The 18,727-nt window shown below is 50.9% G+C and carries 19 protein-coding genes and 1 tRNA gene; 6 read left to right on the top strand and 14 right to left on the bottom strand.

All coding sequences use genetic code 11. The features are described from left to right. On the bottom strand, positions 1-1,145 hold a 1,145-nt coding region (locus tag WAO31_RS03780; protein ID WP_509590443.1), incomplete at its 3' end, for a hypothetical protein. A gap of 75 nt (positions 1,146-1,220) precedes the next feature. On the opposite strand from WAO31_RS03780, the gene WAO31_RS03775 reads away from it, so the two are divergent. Continuing rightward, positions 1,221-1,916 carry an SDR family NAD(P)-dependent oxidoreductase gene (locus WAO31_RS03775; protein ID WP_509590441.1) on the top strand — a complete coding sequence of 232 codons (696 nt, stop codon included), beginning with the start codon at positions 1,221-1,223 and terminating at the stop codon, positions 1,914-1,916. A gap of 3 nt (positions 1,917-1,919) precedes the next feature. Here WAO31_RS03775 and WAO31_RS03770 read toward each other — a convergent pair whose 3' ends face one another. Genes WAO31_RS03770 through WAO31_RS03760 form a run of 3 tightly spaced genes read right to left on the bottom strand, consistent with a single transcriptional unit; the run spans position 1,920 to position 4,866 of the window. Beyond that, entirely contained in the window at positions 1,920-2,750 is an 831-nt protein-coding gene (locus tag WAO31_RS03770; RefSeq protein ID WP_509590438.1) for an ABC transporter permease, read from the bottom strand. Beyond that, positions 2,740-3,684: an ABC transporter ATP-binding protein gene (locus WAO31_RS03765; protein ID WP_509590435.1), complete on the bottom strand. Its 945-nt coding sequence runs from the start codon at positions 3,682-3,684 to the stop codon at positions 2,740-2,742. The genes WAO31_RS03770 and WAO31_RS03765 overlap by 11 nt, the downstream gene beginning before the upstream one ends. Then, positions 3,685-4,866, bottom strand: a complete 1,182-nt coding sequence (locus WAO31_RS03760) for a LolA family protein (RefSeq protein WP_509590432.1) — start codon at positions 4,864-4,866, stop codon at positions 3,685-3,687. Between the two features lie 158 nt (positions 4,867-5,024). Here WAO31_RS03760 and WAO31_RS03755 point away from each other — a divergent pair, with 158 nt between their 5' ends. Together WAO31_RS03755 and WAO31_RS03750 are read left to right on the top strand one after the other, a co-directional pair. Then, the gene (locus WAO31_RS03755) at positions 5,025-6,110 is read left to right on the top strand and encodes a fatty acid desaturase family protein (protein ID WP_509590429.1); all 1,086 of its coding nucleotides are present in this window, start codon (positions 5,025-5,027) and stop codon (positions 6,108-6,110) included. 85 nt (positions 6,111-6,195) lie between these two features. Then, a complete protein-coding gene (locus WAO31_RS03750; RefSeq protein WP_509590427.1) occupies positions 6,196-6,687 on the top strand; it encodes a DUF4864 domain-containing protein in 492 nt (163 codons plus the stop codon). 15 nt (positions 6,688-6,702) lie between these two features. Here the strand turns inward: WAO31_RS03750 and WAO31_RS03745 are convergent. The 5 genes from WAO31_RS03745 to WAO31_RS03725 form a co-directional block, all read right to left on the bottom strand. Beyond that, positions 6,703-6,776 (bottom strand) — tRNA-Lys (locus WAO31_RS03745). 108 nt (positions 6,777-6,884) lie between these two features. Beyond that, a complete protein-coding gene (locus WAO31_RS03740; RefSeq protein ID WP_509590424.1) occupies positions 6,885-7,646 on the bottom strand; it encodes an ABC transporter permease in 762 nt (253 codons plus the stop codon). A gap of 3 nt (positions 7,647-7,649) precedes the next feature. Further along, positions 7,650-8,768: a betaine/proline/choline family ABC transporter ATP-binding protein gene (locus WAO31_RS03735; RefSeq protein ID WP_509590422.1), complete on the bottom strand. Its 1,119-nt coding sequence runs from the start codon at positions 8,766-8,768 to the stop codon at positions 7,650-7,652. Beyond that, positions 8,765-9,421 carry an ABC transporter permease gene (locus WAO31_RS03730; protein ID WP_509590420.1) on the bottom strand — a complete coding sequence of 219 codons (657 nt, stop codon included), beginning with the start codon at positions 9,419-9,421 and terminating at the stop codon, positions 8,765-8,767. The genes WAO31_RS03735 and WAO31_RS03730 overlap by 4 nt, the downstream gene beginning before the upstream one ends. Positions 9,422-9,428: 7 nt before the next feature. After that, positions 9,429-10,385: a glycine betaine ABC transporter substrate-binding protein gene (locus WAO31_RS03725; protein WP_509590418.1), complete on the bottom strand. Its 957-nt coding sequence runs from the start codon at positions 10,383-10,385 to the stop codon at positions 9,429-9,431. 94 nt (positions 10,386-10,479) lie between these two features. On the opposite strand from WAO31_RS03725, the gene WAO31_RS03720 reads away from it, so the two are divergent. Further along, complete coding sequence (locus WAO31_RS03720) at positions 10,480-11,307, top strand: IclR family transcriptional regulator (RefSeq protein ID WP_509590415.1); 828 nt, start codon at positions 10,480-10,482, stop codon at positions 11,305-11,307. A 25-nt stretch (positions 11,308-11,332) separates the two neighbouring features. On the opposite strand, the gene WAO31_RS03715 is transcribed toward WAO31_RS03720, so the two are convergent. The 5 genes from WAO31_RS03715 to WAO31_RS03695 are packed head-to-tail and all read right to left on the bottom strand — an operon-like array spanning position 11,333 to position 17,581. Beyond that, positions 11,333-12,214, bottom strand: a complete 882-nt coding sequence (locus tag WAO31_RS03715; protein WP_509590413.1) for a DMT family transporter — start codon at positions 12,212-12,214, stop codon at positions 11,333-11,335. Between the two features lie 7 nt (positions 12,215-12,221). Then, on the bottom strand, positions 12,222-13,748 hold the full coding sequence (locus WAO31_RS03710) for an SDR family oxidoreductase (protein ID WP_509590410.1): 1,527 nt from the start codon (positions 13,746-13,748) through the stop codon (positions 12,222-12,224). 47 nt (positions 13,749-13,795) lie between these two features. Next, a complete protein-coding gene (locus WAO31_RS03705; protein WP_509590408.1) occupies positions 13,796-14,734 on the bottom strand; it encodes an NUDIX hydrolase in 939 nt (312 codons plus the stop codon). Between the two features lies 1 nt (position 14,735). Next, the gene (locus WAO31_RS03700) at positions 14,736-16,856 is read right to left on the bottom strand and encodes an RNA degradosome polyphosphate kinase (protein WP_509590406.1); all 2,121 of its coding nucleotides are present in this window, start codon (positions 16,854-16,856) and stop codon (positions 14,736-14,738) included. A gap of 50 nt (positions 16,857-16,906) precedes the next feature. Beyond that, positions 16,907-17,581, bottom strand: coding sequence for a response regulator transcription factor (locus WAO31_RS03695; RefSeq protein WP_509590404.1), 675 nt, complete (start codon positions 17,579-17,581; stop codon positions 16,907-16,909). A gap of 68 nt (positions 17,582-17,649) precedes the next feature. On the opposite strand from WAO31_RS03695, the gene WAO31_RS03690 reads away from it, so the two are divergent. Both WAO31_RS03690 and WAO31_RS03685 read left to right on the top strand, forming a co-directional pair. Next, positions 17,650-17,907, top strand: coding sequence for a hypothetical protein (locus WAO31_RS03690; protein WP_509590402.1), 258 nt, complete (start codon positions 17,650-17,652; stop codon positions 17,905-17,907). A gap of 118 nt (positions 17,908-18,025) precedes the next feature. Beyond that, complete coding sequence (locus WAO31_RS03685; RefSeq protein WP_509590399.1) at positions 18,026-18,613, top strand: heme-binding beta-barrel domain-containing protein; 588 nt, start codon at positions 18,026-18,028, stop codon at positions 18,611-18,613. Positions 18,614-18,727 lie beyond the last annotated feature (114 nt).

Raw genomic sequence — 18,727 nt, 5'->3', positions numbered from 1 at the left:
CGCCAGCGTTGGGTTCGCTTGGAAAACGAATAGCTGGGTCCTTGCTGCTGAACCGACGCATCAACCAGCATGAGCTTTTCACCGGTTTCGGAATCAAAAAACTTAGGTCTTGCTGGCCTAGCCGCACTGACCAATCCGAGCAGGCTATCTCGAATAATTTTTCCGACGCTTCGATTTCGAAACCTTGAAAGCTGATCTTGACCAATCGAAGCCGGTCCCGGGGTTGAATCGGTCGGGGTTGCTAACCAACTAAAACAAAGTTTCTCGTTTGAGAAGTTTTCCATCGCAATCGATGCCAGAGTTTCTTGAACACCCTGCACCCGGATGTGATCAATTTTCGGGGTGTATGCGTAGAGACCGAGAATGAATTTGGATTTGGCTTTCTCATAAAGCTCACTCATCCAGCTGGCAATCTCTGAATAGTGCAAAAGCATATCAAGGCCAGCAATTTGGGCGAGCTCAAAATCTGAAAGTTCCGTAAGGGGAGTAGTTTTATCTTCGCGAACTACCGGAACCAACATTGTTCCCGCAGAGCTCCTTGCCATAGCAATCATGGATTCCCAAGTGGCCGAATTATTTCTCGCAACTACCGCTACCTCGCCGCCCCATTTCAGCCAGTGCTCGGTTGGTGCAAATTCAGCAGCGCCCGCAACTGCAAACAGTAAGTTTCCATCCAAGACAAGATTGGGATTTTGATCCAGGAACCTAAAAGACTCTTTGAGTCCAGGCTCGGCCCAGCCCGACTGATCCCAAGAAGCCGCAACTTCTTCAAGTGGACCGCTGTGACGAGCGACCGAGATCGGTTGCTTGGCGCCCGACCCTTGAATTACAACGGTCTCAACAAGCTCTGACGCAAATCCTTGAGCCATAGCCTCAGACAGGGCATGTCCGGAGGCGGTTGATAGGTGGGCGTGAAACTGTTCGAGGCCGGCGGTAGCCATCTTGGCCAAAAGCTCTGGGCTTTTTCCCTCTTCGACTGCCAGGCTGGCATAGAGCCTTATGTACCACTTTCGCCAATCGGTAGCCCCGAGGATATTTTCCCGAAGGACTGAGTTATCGATTGCGGAGGCGGCTAGAGTCCTTCTCGCGAACTCGGTCGAACGAACATCGCTTCCAGTGGTGGGGTCTAGGAATCTAATGGACACCCTAAAAGCCTATTGTCTTGGCGGGAATGCTTGAGCTTTAGCTAGGGTTGACACAATTCAAGGAGAAAGCGACCCATGTCAGATCTAAAGTCAAAAAATATCCTAGTTCTCGGAGCCTCGGGAGTCCTGGGTTCAACCATTGCCACCAAGCTTGCAGGCCTCGGAGCCCAAGTCATGGCAACCTCGTCAAATCTTGAGTCGGCCGAAAAGGTACCTGGGGTCTGCAACCCCAGACTTCTAGTTGATCTTTCTACTCCAGAATCCATCAGAGTGTTGATTGAGTACCTGGTTGACTCTGAGGCCAAAATTGATGGCATCGTAAACGCCACCGGTGTTGTGGCGTTTGGAAACTACACCGAACTTGACGCAGATGTCTTGCAGAAACTTTTTGCAGTAAACGCAACGGGCCCAATTCAACTAATTCAGGGACTGCTTCCTGCGCTCAAAGCCTCTGCTGCGGCTGGAAATGATCCGTTTATTTTGACCATCTCCGGTGTGGTTGCCGAAACCCCAATGGCAGGACTTGCCGCATACTCTGCAAGCAAAGCCGCTCTTCACTCATTTACTCAGGCTATTTCTCGCGAACTAAGAAGAGACGGTATTCGGGTGATTGATTCAAGACCCGGTCACACCGAGACCGGTCTAGCCGGAAGAGCAATCGGAGGAACCGCACCAGCATTCCCAACAGGCATGAGTGCCGACCACGTTGCAGATCGAATCGTCAAGGCGATTGTCGAAGACGAAAAAGATTTGGCGAGTAGCGCGTTTTAGTTTTTAGCTGAGAATATCTTTTGAGGCAAGTCGACCATAGGCGAGAGCTCCAAAGAGGGCAACGTAGCCAAGTTGTAATACCAAGTTAGAACCAAAACTCGAAAGCTCAATCGGCTGTCGCAAAATGTCAGCAAAATCTAACCAGTAGTGGGTGAATAGCCACTCGTGCAAAAATGCCAGCTGCGGTAGGTTGTCAAGAATTTGACTTACGCCGCTGGCGACCAAAACACCGGTCATAGCTCCAACCGGAATTGTTGTGAGGGTTGAAATAAATAGCCCCAGAGCCAGCATGCCCATCATGGACACTGTTGTGTATAAAGCAACCAGTGCCATACGGCCAAGGGCCTCCGGGATCTGGATTACGTCGCCACTTAGCAGCGTTACCGGTCCCACCGGAAACAATATGGCGCCAATTATGGCCCCGGCGATCATGAGGGTAAAGGTTCCAACCAGGGCAAATACCAGCGTTCCCAGGTACTTTACGACCAAGAGCCTGGCACGACCCACTGGTGCAATCAGCAGGTACCTAAGTGTCCCAAGTCCCGCCTCTCCGGCAATTGTGTCACCGGAGACAACCGACATCGTGAGGGGTAAAAACAGCGGCATTGCCAAAAGCATCGCCGTGAAGCCCGTGAACAATCCGTTCTGAGTCACTCGATCCAGAAATGGTGGCCCTTCACCGGGGGCAATTTGCTCGGCGCTCAGAAAAACTGCGGTTGCCAAAAGAATTGGAATCATTGCGATTGCAAAAAGCATTGCCCAAGTGCGGCGACGGGTGAACATTACTCGAAGCTCAGAGAGCATCAACGAGACGCTGAATAATCTAGCGAACAACTTCAAAACCCTCTCCGGTTAGATCAACAAAGTATTCCTCGAGGCTTGGATGCTCGATCCTTATCTCGCTAACGGCAATCTTGTTGGCAACCAGCTGCTTGTTGAGCTTGGCAACATCAAAATCGGACGACACTGACGAAATAATTTTCTTTCCTACCGTCTTGGACTTTGTTATACCCGCGGCCTTTAGAAGCTCTTTGGCTTCTTTTGTTTTGTCAACATTCAAGATGAGTCTGGTCTGACCGTTAGCTCTGATCTGTTCCAAAGAGCCTTGAGCAACAATTTCCCCTGCGCGCATCACGGCAACGTGAGAGCAGAGCTGTTCGATTTCAGTCAGTAGGTGGCTGGATAAGAATATTGTGATTCCTTCAGCTGCCAACGAACGGATGAGGTTTCTGACTTCCCTGGTTCCCTGGGGATCGAGACCGTTGGTTGGCTCATCAAGAATTAGAAGCTCACGTGGTTTAAGTAGTGCATTTGCAAGACCCAGACGCTGCTTCATACCTAGCGAGTAGGCGTGAACCTTTTTCTTGGCAGCGTTGCTAAGTCCCACGCGCTCCAGGGCGGCATCGACCCGAGCTTCCCGGGTTGCAGAGTTTGAGTTTCGGTCCGCTGAATCCATGCGCATCAAGTTGTTTCGGCCGGACATGTAAGGGTAAAAAGCTGGCCCCTCAACTAGGGCGCCAACTTTAGGTAGAGCATCACCTACCTGTTTTGGAATTGAGTGCCCGAGGAGGTTTATGTCTCCGGCGGTAGCCTCGGCAAGGCCCAAAAGCATTCGGATCGTGGTGGTCTTTCCAGACCCGTTCGGGCCTAGAAAGCCAAACACCGATCCGCTTGGAACGTTCAGAGAGACTTCGGAAACAGCCTTTTGGTCACCGAAGGCTTTTACCAAGCCAACGGTCTCAATGGCCAGTTGGCCCTGGGAATTCACCTAGCGGGCTGCTACTTCCTGAAGGAACCCAATCGTGACGGCACCGGCAAAAACTTCACCGGAGTCGGTGATCAAAACGTTCATCACTGGAGTTGAGAACACCTTGCCACCTGCGACGTTGGTCATCAGATCAGCGAACAACTCGTTTTCTAGTAGCTCCATTGGTATCTCGGCAGGAATTACACTCAGGTACATTACAGACTCCCAGCCTTCGCCGATAACTTCTGGCTTGGCCTGATCCGACTTATCTCCACGCTCAGCTTTCAACTCAGCGTCTAGACCCTCTGGTGCTTCGAAAGTCTCAACTGTGGTGCCAGCTGGTGGAGTGAAACTGAAAGTGCTCGCAGCTGGAACCTCAAAGCTAATTGATTCGAATCCAACGTGCAGCGCCGGCTCTGCTTGCTCTACCGAGTAAACCTTGACATCGAGCGCCATCCCGGTTTCGGAATCAACTGAGATTACTACCGACTCGATTAATGAGTTAGCGGCGTTTGGCTGAGCAATGAGCTGGTATGCGGTACGCCCAGCAACCATGTGGTCTTTTCCAACAGAGACAGAGGTGGTCTCACCGATTTGATCCATTAGGTAGTTGGCAACTGCCTCGGGGTTTGAGATGTCAAGCTGAATAGAAGCTGCGTATTCTGCAAGCTTCGCTTCTGCATCTGCTTGAGCTTTATCGGCATCGGCCTGGTTGACCTGCACGTCGATGACCCCGGTTATAGCCGTTGCATTTCGGGAGTCGTAAAGCCAGAACTCATCTTTATTTAGGATCAAGTCACGCTGATTCATGGTGTCAAGAACTTGGACCCTGGTTCCCTCGTTGGAGGCGTAAACCCTGATCTTGTGGGTGCCGGCAATTAGCTCGACTGCCTGGGTGATGAAGTTCTGCTCAATAAGAGTTGGTACGAATTCTTCAAAGCCTTCTGGAAGCTTCTCTTCCATTTCCTTGATCATGTCTTCGTTCATCATCGAACTCATCTGAAGTGGAGGAAGTCCAAGATCGGAGGTTTTGACTATGGTTCCGGAAAATCCCTGGATCTCACCATCCATTAGAAGCATTACCTGCTGGGGAGTTAGATCTGGAAGGTCAACCGCGTTGGCCTGCATCGGAAGCACTACGGTTCCTGCGGCAATAAGGGAGGCAACCACAGCTGCCGGTGCCCAACGCTTTGAAATCTTCATTTGATACTCCTGTATGGGGTTTGGTTTATGTCTCTAAGTCTAGGTATTTGAACTGTGAGAAAGCTGACAGAGCTAAGGCCTAAATGGCCTAAACCCTTGAATTACCAAACCCTTTGCTTTGGCCAAGTATTCCCAAAACCTAAGGTTAGACTGCAGAGATGGACGCTCTGATGACTCGGTCAACCACCCATTTCAACCAGGTTCTGGCCCAGGTCAGGGAGGCTGGGCTGCTGTCCAAAACCCCCAGTTTTTACATCATTCGACTCATTGTCCTAACCGTCGCAGCAGCCGGTTTCTGGGTTCTGAGTGGCTATTTGGCAAGCCTGAGCCAAGAAAATAAGCTCTGGTTGATTGCCGCCTTCGCCCTCGTGGCAGGCCTTGGGATCCTCAGTGCTCAGTACGGATTTATAGCTCACGAGGCCTCACACCGTCAGGTCTTTAGAAACAACAAGTTAAACGACTGGACTGGCCTGCTGCTTGCAAACCTGTTCGCGGGTCTGAGCTACGGCTTTTGGCTAAGAAAGCACAATAAGCACCACCAACGACCAAACCAGATCGGCGAAGACCCGGATATCGCAATCCGTGTGCTCAGCTTCACAACCGAGTCCAAAGAATCAAAAAAGGGCATTGAGCGCTGGGTCTCAGATCGCCAGGGCTACCTATTTCCCCTACTACTTCTATTTACCGGCTTTGACTTATTGGTTGATTCTTTTGCAGGGCTAGTTCGCAAAGACCGCAAGCTCTCGATTCGCCTGCTGGAATTTTCGCTGATGATGATCCGTCAGCTAACCCCGTACATTGTTTTCGCAATTTTGTTTGGACCGATCTGGGGACTGGCTCTGTGGTTTGTAATGATGATGGCCTTCGGCTTTTTTATGGGAGCAGCCTTTGCACCAAACCACAAGGGCATGCCGCTGGTTCCAAAGGAAGCCAAGTTGGATTTCTTCTCGAGGCAAGTATTGACTTCAAGAAACATTAAAGGATCTTGGCTCAAGGACAACCTAATGGGAGGCCTGAACTACCAGGTCGAGCACCACCTGTTTCCTTCGATGGCAAGACCAAATCTTCGGAAAGCGCACGAGATTGTCGTCGAGTATTGCCAAAAGCACAACGTCACCTTGGTTGAGATGAACCTTCTGGCCAGCTATAGCGCAATCATGAAGCACCTTAACAAGGTTGGACTCAGCAATAACGCCGACCCGTTTGTTTGCCCGATGGTTGCCGAGCTTCGTCCAAGAAGCTAGAAAAAATAGGTAGGCCCGGGTGGGAATCTTTAATCCAAAGCCCATGACATACTCCCTTATAAAAAGCACCCCTAGTCTTATAGCTGTGGCAGCGGTTTTGATATTTGTTGCAGGCTGCACCCAATTGCCAACCGCAGAGGTGCCAGAGCCAAGTCAGTCTCAGGCTGAGGTCGACCCAGGTCAGACCGAAGAACCAGGTGCTCAGGATGTGGCGGTGGAGTGCGATCAGAAGAACCAACTAGCAATAGAAGAAGTAATCAATTCTCAGACCAAGGCTTTTGGAGAAAGCAACTACGAACTTGCTTACTCCTATGCGTCTGAATCCTTTAGATCAGGCGTCAGCCTCGAGGGCTTTGTCGCGATCATCTCTTCAAGCTATGGACCTTTGATTGAGTCATCCAAATTTCGATTTAGTGGCTGCCTGGTAAATCCAAATACCGGCCTTGCCCTAATTGACGTGAGCTTTGTGCAAGCCGGGGAATTCGTCTATGGCCTTCGCTACCTGGTCACTGACACTCAGGAGGGCTGGAAAGTGCAGGGGGCAAGCAATCTTGAGGTGGTGGGGGAGGGAACTTGATTTTTCACAGAACGGTAGGCCCCGTCGGATTCGAACCGACGACCCACGGATTAAAAGTCCGTTGCTCTAACCAACTGAGCTAGAGGCCCCTAGCAACGCAAAGCGTCTGCAACAGTCTAGCAAGCTCGATGTTTGGTGGTTTGCTCGAGCCCAAAGCTTTTTAGTAGGCAACAGTGACTTGGGCAATGAGGCAGGCCTTACAGCCCCTTAGGCTTTAGATTTTTTTGAGCGAGGGCACTTAGAAAGTCGAAGATTAAGGCAAGAATTGCAACCAGTACCGCTCCTATCAAGATTGCCGGAGCACGATCGAGCTTCAGGCCAGAGTTGATGGTCTCTCCAAGCCCACCCCCTCCAACCAGGAAGGCGAGTGCGGACATTCCCACGTTTATAACGATGGCGGTCCTGATTCCGGCGATGATTACCTCAACCGATAGCGGTAGCTCAATCTTTAAAAGCACTTGACGGGGCGTAAACCCCATTCCTCGTCCAGCATCAATGACAGACTTATCCACCTGCTCCAGACCGACGATTGTGTTTCGAAGCACAGGTAGCAGAGAGAAAGTGGCAAGGGCAAAAATCACTGTGCTAATACCTGCGCCGAAAAAGGAAAAGAAAATCACGATCAGTCCGTAGGCCGGAAGCGCCTGCGCTAGCCCCAAGGTGTTTACCAAAAAGCTCTTTAGTCTGGGAAGTCCTTTTCGGGTCACCAGAATTCCTATTGGAATTGCCACAATCACAACAAGTAGCGATGAGCTGAAGCCCAAAACGAGCGTTTCAATAAGCTGTCGCTGAATTTTCTCTGGTGCCAAAATCGCCAGGGTCGTAGAGTCAAGGTCCGAATACCACCAAACTGCGCCACCGATCAAGGCAAGCAACAGGGCGAATATTGGCGAGACGATAAGGTCCAACCGCTCACTTAGTGAGCTCGAAGTTTTTGACTGAGACGACGAGTTAGACATTTATTACCTATCGCTCATAATCAGCTTCGCAAGAGATTCGATGGTGCAACATCCTAGGTATTTGCCCTTACGGTCTGTCACTACCGCCATACCGACAGAGGACTGCAGCATGACGGTCAGCGCATCCTGCAGGGTGTCTTCCGGTTGCAGGTCAACGGTGACCGGTCTACCGCTTTTATCAATCGGCTGATTGGTGCGGTTGAGGGATCTTTCGTCTATCCAGCGCAGTGGCTTTTCGTTCCCGTCCAGAAGTAGCGCCACTTGATCAGCGGACTCCTCGAGAACCTCAAGAGCCTCAGCCCTCAGGACCGGCATGGATAGGGTTGGCACCTGATGCAGTTCGATGTCTCGAACCCGCTTCAGTGTAAGACCTTTCAAGATTGCCCCCGATCCTAGGAAGCTCTCAACAAACTCATCGGCTGGATGGGCAAGAATTGCCTCCGGGGTATCCAGCTGAGCAATCTCGGATCCATCGCGCAAGATCGCAATTCGATTACCCATCTTGATTGCCTCGTCGATGTCGTGAGTAACAAAGACGATAGTTTTTTTCAGCTCCTGCTGAAGTCTCAGAAATTCATTCTGCAATCGGTCCCTGGTGATTGGGTCAATCGCCCCGAAGGGTTCATCCATCAACAACACATCGGGATCAGCGGCTAGAGCCCTCGCAACACCGACTCGCTGAGCTTGACCACCGGAAAGCTCTTTGGGATAGCGGTCTCGATAGATCTCGGGCTCCATTGAAACAAGCTCGAGCATCTCATCGATACGAGCATCAATCTTTGCCTTGTCCCAGCCCAGTAGCTTCGGCACCGTGGCAATGTTTTCCGCAATAGTTCGATGCGGAAAAAGTCCAACCTGCTGGATTACATAGCCGATTCTTCTTCTTAGCAATGCAGGATCGGCCTCAGTTACATCTTCACCGTCGAGAAAAATCTTTCCCGAGCTTGGTTCGATAAGCCTATTTATCAATCTAAGGGTTGTGCTTTTTCCGCAACCAGACGGCCCAACAAGTACCAGAACTTCTCCGCGCTGGACCTCGAGCGTTAGATTTCTTACAGCTGGGTCCTCTCCAGCTGTGTATCTTTTGCTTACGTTCTCTAATCTAATTAGCGCTTCGGTCATCTGATGCCCTTCGATATTGTGGCCACTTTAAGGGCCTGCAGAATTAGGTCTATAACCAATGCCAGAACAAGGCAAAGTAAAGTTCCAAGCCAGATTGACTCGAGTGAATTAGGTAGTGGAAGCCTCGCCAAACCGCTTTTTATGAAATCACCCAGTCCACCACCGGCAACTAGTGTTGCGATGGCAGCGACACCGACCACCAACATCGAGGAAACTCGAACTCCAGCCAAAATAACCGGCCACGCCAGTGGAAGTTCAACTTTGAATAATCGCTGAACACGATTGAGACCCATACCCTTGGCGCTTTCAAGAACACCGGGATCAATCGCATCGAGACCAGTGATTGTGTTTCGAAGAATGGGGAGTAGTGAATAAAGAAACAGCGCAATAAACGAGGGGGCAAAGCCCAGTCCAACGAGCGGGATAAAAATTACAAAGAGCGCCAATGAGGGAATAGTCAGAAATACCGAAGCAATCGACAGAGCAAGCTCTTTGGCCAATAGATTACGGCGGGTCAAGATGCCGGTGGCGATGGCAAATATGCCAGCGCTCACCAGCACCGAGACCACGTAGCCGGTGTGCTGGGCAAGCCCAACTAAGACTTGGTCTTGTCTAGCAAGAGCAAAGTCCCACAGGCTCAGCAGAAATTCCACTGAGTTGTTAGCCGATCAATCCCTCGGCGACCAGGTAATCCCGAGCTACCTGTGCTGGATCCTGCCCTTCCACGGACTCCAAACCGTTCAATTCGGCCATCTTGATGTTGTTAAGGGGGTCCAATATGGCGGAGATGATCGCATCAAATGCTTCCGGTGCCTGACTGTAAAGGTCTTCACGCATGGTTCCGGATACGTTGTAGAGAATGTTTACACCTGGGTCTTCGACCAGAGTTAGGTCAAGCGCTGGAATTCGACCATCGGTAGTAAATACCTCTCCAAATTCGCAGTTATTCGCCGCGGTTTCGCTGTAGATAATTCCAGTGTCTAGGATTCTTTGCTGGCTATCCGGCAGCTCGATACCGGTGTGGGTTTCAGTCAATATCAGTCCGTCGGGACGGCTAGGAAATTCTGACTCCATGCAAACGATTGCAGATGGGTTATCACGAAGGTACTCCATCATCGTAGTTAGCGTAAATCCGCCGCCGTTAGACTCTGTCAACTCAGGACTAGAAACGAAACCGTAGGTGTTGTTGAAGGGAGATCTTCCAATCCAAACGATTTGATTTTCTTCTAGGTCACGCTCTTTTACCCCAAGGGTTAGTTCTTCTGAGTCAAAGCTCGGGTCTTCAAGACCCAAGTGAACGGCCCAACCAGTTCCGTTGTATTCCATGTAGATGTCGATTTCACCGGACTCAAGTGCAGCGCGAGCTACATTTGTTCCACCAAGGTTTACTTTGTTGTCAACTGTTGCGCCGGCAGCTTCGAAAGCCGCGACCAGCATTTCGCCGAGAATCAATTGTTCGCCAAAGTCCTTTGACCCAACTGAAATTGAGATGCCCGATAGATCATATTCGGATAGCGATCCACCACTTGCGGTTTCTGTGTCGGCTGCACACGCTGAAAGCGTTAGTGCTGAAGCAGCAAGGATTGCCACTAGCGAGAATTTCTTTGAATGTCTCATACTTTTCTCCTTTGTTTAAATTTCATGCTAGGAGGGGAAACAATTAATGCCTAACTCGGTTGTGCATACGTCAACTACCGGATAGGTTTGAAAGATGCGAAACCACACCTCAGGCCTGAAGCGGGATCTAGAAGTCTTGGAGCTACTGGCTAGCGAACACGCCTGGGATAGCGGAGGTTTAGGGGTCAAGGAGCTGGCCCAGATGCTGAATCGGGACAAGGGCCAAATCTCGAGGGTCTGCAAGACTTTAGAGCAATCTGGGCTGGTTGGAAGAGACCTTGCAACCAAGAGATATTCGCTGGGTCACCACATCTACACGCTCGCAATGCGCACTAGAGAGGCACATCTTGCCAACCTAAGTCACGCAGCACTTCTGAAGCTGGTGGCAGTTTCGGAGGAGTCTGCTCACCTAACGGTGCTTCGAGGAGGTTCAGTCCTAACTGTTCGTACTGAGCTCGCTCAACACACCATGAGGGATGGCCGACTCAGTGGAGTTTCACTTCCTGCGCTTCGAACAGCCTCAGGTCGAGCGATGTTGAGCACTTTCTCTAACGAGCAAGTAGACAGTTGGTGGCAAGAGCATGGGGTTCCAAAACCTAGGCCCGATGGTATGCCGGCACCGAAACTACCAGACACAATTGTGATGAAGCGGCTAAGGCGAACCCAGGGAAGCATTCGCTCATTTGGAAAGCTTATGAAGGTGATCCGAGTAATTAGAAAAACTGGCTATGCGATTAGCGACGGTGAGCTAACCGAAAGTATCGTCGATGCCGCGGCTCCAATTTACGACGCGGCCGGAAATGCAATCGGTGCGATAGCGGTGGGCGCCAGAAGAGAGAGAATAAGTGACCGCTACGACGCCCTGGGCGAGCTGGTTCGAGAGGCGGCCAACACGGTCACAAACGAATGGGCTGACCAGTAAGAGAAGATGTTCGGCTTTGAAAAAACTATAGAGAGCGTGATGGGGCTATCTGGGCTTTCTTCTCTTTATCCGGCCACTCCACAATCAGCATCGCAAGAACCATCAACGCTCCACCGATTACCACCCTCAGGGCTAGGACTTCTTGACCCACCGCGACGGCAATCACTGCTGCGAAAATAACTTCAGAGGTCAAAATGATTGCGACTCGGGACGGGTCCATAATCGACTGCGCCCAAGTTTGGACCAAGAACGCTGCCGCGGTGGCAAACACCGCGGTAAAGACAACTACTCCCCATACCGAGACATTTGGTGGAGCCTGATAGCCATCGGCTAGCGCACCAAGCCAGCAAACCACACTTCCTGCACCCAATTGGATAACCGTAAGTGGGTAAACGTCCTTTGCTGTGCTCCAGAAGCTCAGCCCAACAATATGACCGGCGAACAGCACAGCGCACGCGATAACCCACGCCTGTGCGGCATCGAGAGAGAAACCGTTGAATGAAATAAATAGCAGCGCAATAAAGGCGGTGATAGATCCAACTACTACCCTTCCCTCAATTTTCTTACGAAAGATCATCCAAAAAAGCAACGGGGTAAAGATGACGTAGAGCCCGGTGAGAAATCCAGTGATAGCAGCGGTAGTTAGATTTAGCCCAATAGTTTGAGTAATCATTGCAAGCCCCAGCATGACTCCAAGTAGTGAGCCCCGAAGCAGCAGTTTTCTATTTATGGCCTTTAGAACCTGAGGCCGAATCACTATCATCACAAGAGTTGCCAGGGTAAATCGGGTTGCTAGAAAATCAAAGACGGGCTGTTCGTTAATTGCGTCTTTCATGAGGACAAACGAGGCACCCCAAGAAAAGGTCACTCCAAAAAGGGCAATAACCGCCCACGCAGTTTTAGTCATTAATTGGCTATGACTTCACTCGGGAAGCGGTGGGGCCTGCCATGTTCTTGACCATGGACGGGAAAACCAGTCCGTGCATCGGCCAGACGGCCCACCAATAAGCGTGTCCAAATAATCCCTTGGGAGCAAAAAGGGCTCGCTGGGTAATTATTGTTCCGGTGCCGGCGGCATCAGTCTCAAGGGCAAATTCCAACCAGGCAAGTCCAGGCATCCGCATTTCGGCTCGCAGTCGAAGAAGTTCGGGGCGTTTGATTGCCTCAACTCGCCAAAAATCCAATGCCTCACCCTCGATGAGAGTGTTGTCGTCGCGTCTGCCGCGGCGAAGGCCAACCCCTCCAAAAAAGCGGTCCATGAGACCCCTTAGCTCCCAGGCCCAGGTGGCTGTTGAGTAGCCGTTTTTGCCACCGATTGCCTCAACTCTTTTCCAGACAGTCTGGATCGGATCTTCGGAATGCAAGGTGCGAACGTCGGTATACAAAGTTCCACCGGCCCAGTCCGGGTCGGTTGGTAGCGGGTCTGATGGGGTTCCAGGAACCGAAGCGTTGGTCCAGCGAGTTTCCACATTGGCTTCTTTGATGCGGGTTAGGGCTAGCTCAACAGCTTTTTTGAACAGGGTAAGCCCGGCCTTGGAATCTGGAATTAGCTTCCGAATCGAGTCGTCGCGTGCGACGACCTCATTTTTTAGTGATTCAACTAATCTTCTGGCGAGCGTGATCGGAACCGGTGTGACAAGCCCCACCCAGCCACTGGAAAGCTTTGGGGTTAGTACAGGAACCGGAATGATGATTCTTTTTCGAAGTCCTGCCGCCTCGGCATACTTCATCATCATTTCTCGATAGCTAAATACTTCGGGACCACCGATATCGAAATCCCCCGAAATGGAGGAGTCGATGGCGGCTGCGCCAACCAGATACCGCAGAACGTCTCTAACTGCAATCGGCTGAATCTTGGTTTCTACCCAGCGAGGTGTTGTCATGATTGGAAGTCGCTCGGTTAGGTAGCGGAGCATCTCAAATGATGCCGACCCGCTGCCGATAACAATTCCGGCGCGAAGCTCAATGGTTGGAACTCCGAAGCTTTTTAGGACTGTTCCGGTGTCGGCTCGGGACTGGAGGTGTGGTGATAAGAGTTCATTCTGAGCAATGATTCCACCGAGATAGACAATTCTTTGGATATTTGCTTTTTTGGCGGCCGCACCAAATTTCTCTGCGATATCTTTTTCCTCTTGCTCAAAATTGTCCTTGCTCATTAGAGCGTGCAATAAGTAGTAAGCGACGTCGATTCCCTCGAGAGCTTTATCCAGCGCAGCAACATCGTGGGCATCGCCCGAGACCACTTCAACCCGGTCAATCCAGGGATGATCTTTCAATCTTTCAGGTTTGCGAGCCAGAATTCTAACCCGGTAGCCGTGAGAAAGAAGTTCTCTAATAAGTCGGCCGCCGATGTATCCGGTGGCTCCAGTCACTAGGCATTTGGCTGGCTTACCGTCCCTACCCATAAGGGTTGGTAGGTCTTGGCTTACGGTTTCGATCATGTTCTAACCCTACATTTACGGAGCTGAACAACTTGAGCCAGATTGAGCTAGAGCCGCTCTGCCAAACTCTGGTGCTCAACTGCCACCAGTTTTGGCTTGGGTCCCGAATTAGTTAGATGCAAAACAATGAATTCGCCAGGCTTTAGGGTTTTGGCCTCAAGAATTAGCTTTGCGAGCTTGGGCTCGGCGTAGCCGGCGAGGACTTCCGCGATCGTTGGCAGGGTGGGGCGGTGGGTGCAAAGCAACGAAGATCTGGCATCGGAGAAAAGCTTTTTTGCAACTTTGGCTGTTCTTGCCGGCCCTTTAGCGTTTCCCATCTCCGATAGCTCACCGCGATCAATGATCTTGTATCGGTGAGCTTTGGCGTAAGGGGTAATGGTGTCTTTGCACCTGCGCCAGGGGCTTGTGAATACCCGTTTGGGACCGTAGGCACTTAGTAATCGAACCAGTTCTTTGGCCTGCTTTTTTCCCTCTGGAAGAAGTGGCCTCTTGCCGTCCTCACCCACGTAGTCGACTCTTGGGGTGGCGTGCGCGTGACGAATAATGATCAACGGTTTTGTCTTTAGCATTTCACTAGAACGAAGGTCGAGAACTTCTTGCAAAAGATCTCGGTCGTGCCGGTAGCTGAGCTTTGCAAATGCGTCTTCGGCTTTGAGCCAAATAACTTCAGATACTTCTTCATCGGGTTTGAACTTTGAATTTGCAAGAGCTTTATCGGAAACCCTGGCGGCCCAGTAGTGAACAACTTTGGTTTTGGTTTTGTCTAGTGGATAAGTAATAGTTTGTAGCGGAACCCCGAGCTTTATCTTTAGGCCAGTTTCTTCTTTTACCTCTCGAACAGCAGCCTCGGGCAGGGACTCTCCGCCATCAACCTTCCCCTTGGGGAAAGTCCAGTCTTGGTATCGCCCTCTGTGGATGATGGCCACCAGAATATCATTTCTTACTTCTCGCCAGCAAACCGCGCCGGCGGCGTAAACCTCTTGCAACCTAGTTGCTCCGTGGATTGGAAATTGTGTGCATGATGGTGTCTTGGAAATCGCTCAGTTTGTTTCCTTCTGCGTCCAGCTGGCTTCTTAGCCAAGTACCAGTGGACTCTAGTTGCCAAGCGGCTATTTTCTCACTCATCGCTAGCTCAAACATCCCTTGAATACTACCCACGTGTTCGGGCTCGCTAAGCCGGACCAACACCTCTACTCTTCGATCCAGGTTTCTGTGCATCATGTCTGCTGAACCTAGGTAAACCTTTGGGTCACCTCCCCCTAGGAAACTAAAGATTCGGCTGTGTTCAAGGTATCTTCCTAAGATTGAGCGCACTCGAATAGTTTCAGATAGGCCCTTTACTCCCGGCTTCAGAGCGCACATCCCTCGAACCACAATGTCAATCGGCACTCCGGCCATCGAGGCCTTGTAAAGCGAGTCGATGATTTCCTCATCGACCAGGGCGTTGACCTTTATCGAGATCCGCGCTTTCTTGCCAGCCTTGTGGTGAGAGATTTCCTGTTCAATCAATTCAGTCAAGCCCTCACGAACCCCAACGGGGGAGACAAGTAGCGACTTGAAAGTCGCTTCCGGGGCGTATCCGGAGAGGTGATTGAACAACTTGGTGAGGTCTTCCCCGACGGCCTCGCGCGAGGTAAGTATTCCAAAGTCCTCGTAGTACCTAGCTGTTTTCGGATTGTAGTTTCCCGTTCCGATGTGGCAGTAACGAACCAGATGGCCAGCTTCTTGTCTGATCACAAGAGCCAGCTTGCAGTGGGTCTTTAGTCCAACAATTCCATAGACCACGTGAACCCCGGCCTGCTCAAGCTTTCTTGCCCAGGTGATGTTGTTTTGTTCGTCAAAGCGAGCCTTGATTTCTACCAGGGCGAGAACCTGCTTACCGGCTTGGGCAGCTTGGATCAGCGCGTCAACAACGGGTGAGTCACCAGAGGTTCGGTAAAGAGTTTGCTTGATTGCAAGAACCTGGGGATCTTCGGCGGCTTGCTCTAGAAACTCTTGAACGCTGGTTGAAAAGGACTCGTAGGGGTGATGAACCAGTACCTCACGATTTTTTAGAACGCCAAATATGTCTAACACTTCATCGTCTCTTGGAACTAGGTGACGGTTAGTTACAACCGCGTGCGCGGGGTACCTTAGCTCTGGCCTTGCAAGGGTTGCGATGTCAGAAAGGCCCGTTAGATCAAGAGGCGAGGGGAGGGTGTAAACATCTTGATTAGAAATATCCAGCTCACGAATCAACAGCTCTAGAACCTGCGGGTTCATGTCATCGGCAACTTCTAGGCGAACCGGTGGACCAAATCTTCTTCGAAGCAATTCCTTCTCAAGAGCAAGTAGTAGGTTTTCTCCCTCGTCTTCATCAACTTCTAAGTCTTCATTCCGGGTCACACGGAAGTTGTGATATTGAAGGACCACCATTCCGGGAAATAGCAAACCGAGGAATTCGCCAATGATGTCTTCTAAGGGAACGTAGCGAACCCCCTCGGCATCCTCCGGAGCTTTGATTAGCACAAAGCGGGGAAGTAGCGGCGGTACCTTCACTCGGGCGAAGTGCTCCTTTTGGGTCTCTGGATTTTGCAGCACAACAGCCAGATTCAACGAAAGCCCCGAAATGTAAGGGAAGGGGTGAGCGGGGTCGACGGCAAGGGGAGTTAGAACCGGGAAGATCTGCTCTTGGAAGTACTCCTGTAGCGAGAGTTTTTCGTCATCGCGAAGCTCTGGCCAGCGAACCAGATTGATGCCGTATTTCTCAAGTTCTGGTTCGATAACTTCAAGAAATAGTTTGGCGTGATGAAGCTGCAGTTCGTGAGCTTCTTCAGAAATTTTGGTGAGAACCTCTTTCGGGGCAAGTCCCGAAGGGCTCTTAACTGCAAGCCCAGTTGCGAGTCTTCTCTTGAGACCCGCAACTCGAACCATAAAAAACTCATCGAGGTTGGAGGCGAAGATGCTCAGGAAGTTAACTCGCTCCAGAAGATGCATGTTTGGATCCTCGGCAAGTTCTAGAACCCTGCGGTTAAATGCTAACCAGCTAAGTTCGCGGTCCAGGAAACGATTCTCATCTAGCCCATCCGGTGATACGGGGAGGGTGATGGCCATGGTTTCTTCAGACATAGCCTCAATATTGACACGCCAAGCTGTCCAAACGGTAAATTATTTTTGAACTAGTGGCTAGCGAGCTCAGAATCGCTTGGATTGAAGCGGTATCCGACGTTTCTAACGGTGCCGATTAGGGCATCCAGTTCACCCAGTTTGGCCCTTAGCCTTCTGATATGGACATCCACGGTTCTGGTGCCTCCGAAGTAGTCGTATCCCCAGACTTCGCTGAGCAGCTGATCTCTTGAGAAGACCCGGCCCGGGTGCTGGGCCAGAAACTTCAAAAGCTCAAACTCCTTATAGGTCAAATCAAGAATCCGACCCTGGACCTTGGCGGAGTAGTTAGCTTCGTCGATTACAACGCCGGAGGCGTTGATGGTGTCATTTTGACCCTCTGATTTAGATCTTGAGATCGCAAGCTTTACGCGGGTCTCAATTTCGGCAGGGCCTGCCGAATCCAAAATTATGTCGTCTGAGCCCCACTCCGAGTTCATGGCGGCCAAGCCCCCCTCTGACAGAATCACAATAAGAGGTGCAGATAAACCGGTTGCAATCAAGATTTTGGCCATAGCCTTTGACGAAGCAAGATCTTTTCTCGCGTCCAGAAAAACCAAGTCATGACCGGGTGCGTTTACGAGGCTTGCGGGTTCGGCAGCGATGTAGCGAACCCGGTGACTTAGCAGTGACAGGGCAGGCAAGACTTCTGATTCGGCCGACGCCGTCAAAACTAGAAGCTGTGCCATGATCCAAGACTCCAAATCTTTGTGCCAAGTTTAGCCAAAGCTTATAGTGGCTAGGGCATGATTGAGCTATGACCAAGCACTGGGGCCAAATCATTAGCATCTGGCTAATTGTCGCCGCCTTGGCAGTTTGGGCAATCATAAGTCAAAGCCAATCCACCGCTCCAGCCTGGTTTGGGACAATCTTGGCGGGATCGGTAGCACTGGTGTCGCTGTATCACCTATTTCGAGCCAAGCCCGAGGGCATCGTTCGAAAACTTGTGTACGTCGGCGGCGGCAGCTACCTAATCCTCGCAATCGCCACGGGTTTCGTGCTTTTCCTCGGTTAGACTTATTGTCATGCTCGCACTTGAAATCTTTTTCACAGGTCTATTGATATTGGCTTCGCTAGCTATCGGCTCAATTTCATTCCTGGTTTTATACAAACTCTTCAAGGGTCAGAAATAGTTGTTCGTCTTACCAGAGGGTCTTCCACTGGAACTTACTCCACTTGCATTCCTTGTCGGAAAGTGGTCCGGGTCTGGAGTTATCTCATACCAAGCCAAGACTGAAAAGATAGAGCAAGAGTTCAATCAGACGGTCGAGTTTAGCTACGACGAGCAGCCATTTCTAGGATACGTAGCAAAAACTACTCTCCCCGATGGGACCCCACTTCCAACCGAGGTTGGGTTTTGGAGACTCTCAAAATCCCCTGAAGCTGCCGACCACGGACCGGGTCTTTTGCCAGGAACAGGCCAGAAACTGATCACGTCTAGAGAGCAGCTAGAGAAGCTCAGAAATAAAACCGGTGGTTTTGATATCGAGGCCTCCATGCTTCACCCGAGCGGCATCAGCGAACTATATGTTGGTCAGATTAAGGATGCTCGCGTGGATCTTTCCACCGATGCTGTCATGAGATCAACTTCCGCAAAGGAATACATAGCCGCTACCAGAATGTTTGGGTTGGTCGAGGGAGCGTTGCTTTGGGCATGGGACATCGCGGCCCTTGGAAACCCAATGGCTTCGCACGCTTCGGCAAGACTTGAAAGGGTGTGAGCAGTTGCTAGTCAAGGAGCACTTCGGCGACCCGATGATTGAGCAAAGAAAGCTCTCTGAGGGCGATGCTCTTTGCTTACTAAACGCTCAGGGGATAATTTCGGTCAATGGAGT

Source organism: Rhodoluna sp., assembly GCF_049276775.1.
In the GTDB taxonomy this organism is placed as follows: Bacteria; Actinomycetota; Actinomycetes; order Actinomycetales; family Microbacteriaceae; genus Rhodoluna.
This window is presented reverse-complemented; position numbering and strand designations above follow the sequence as displayed.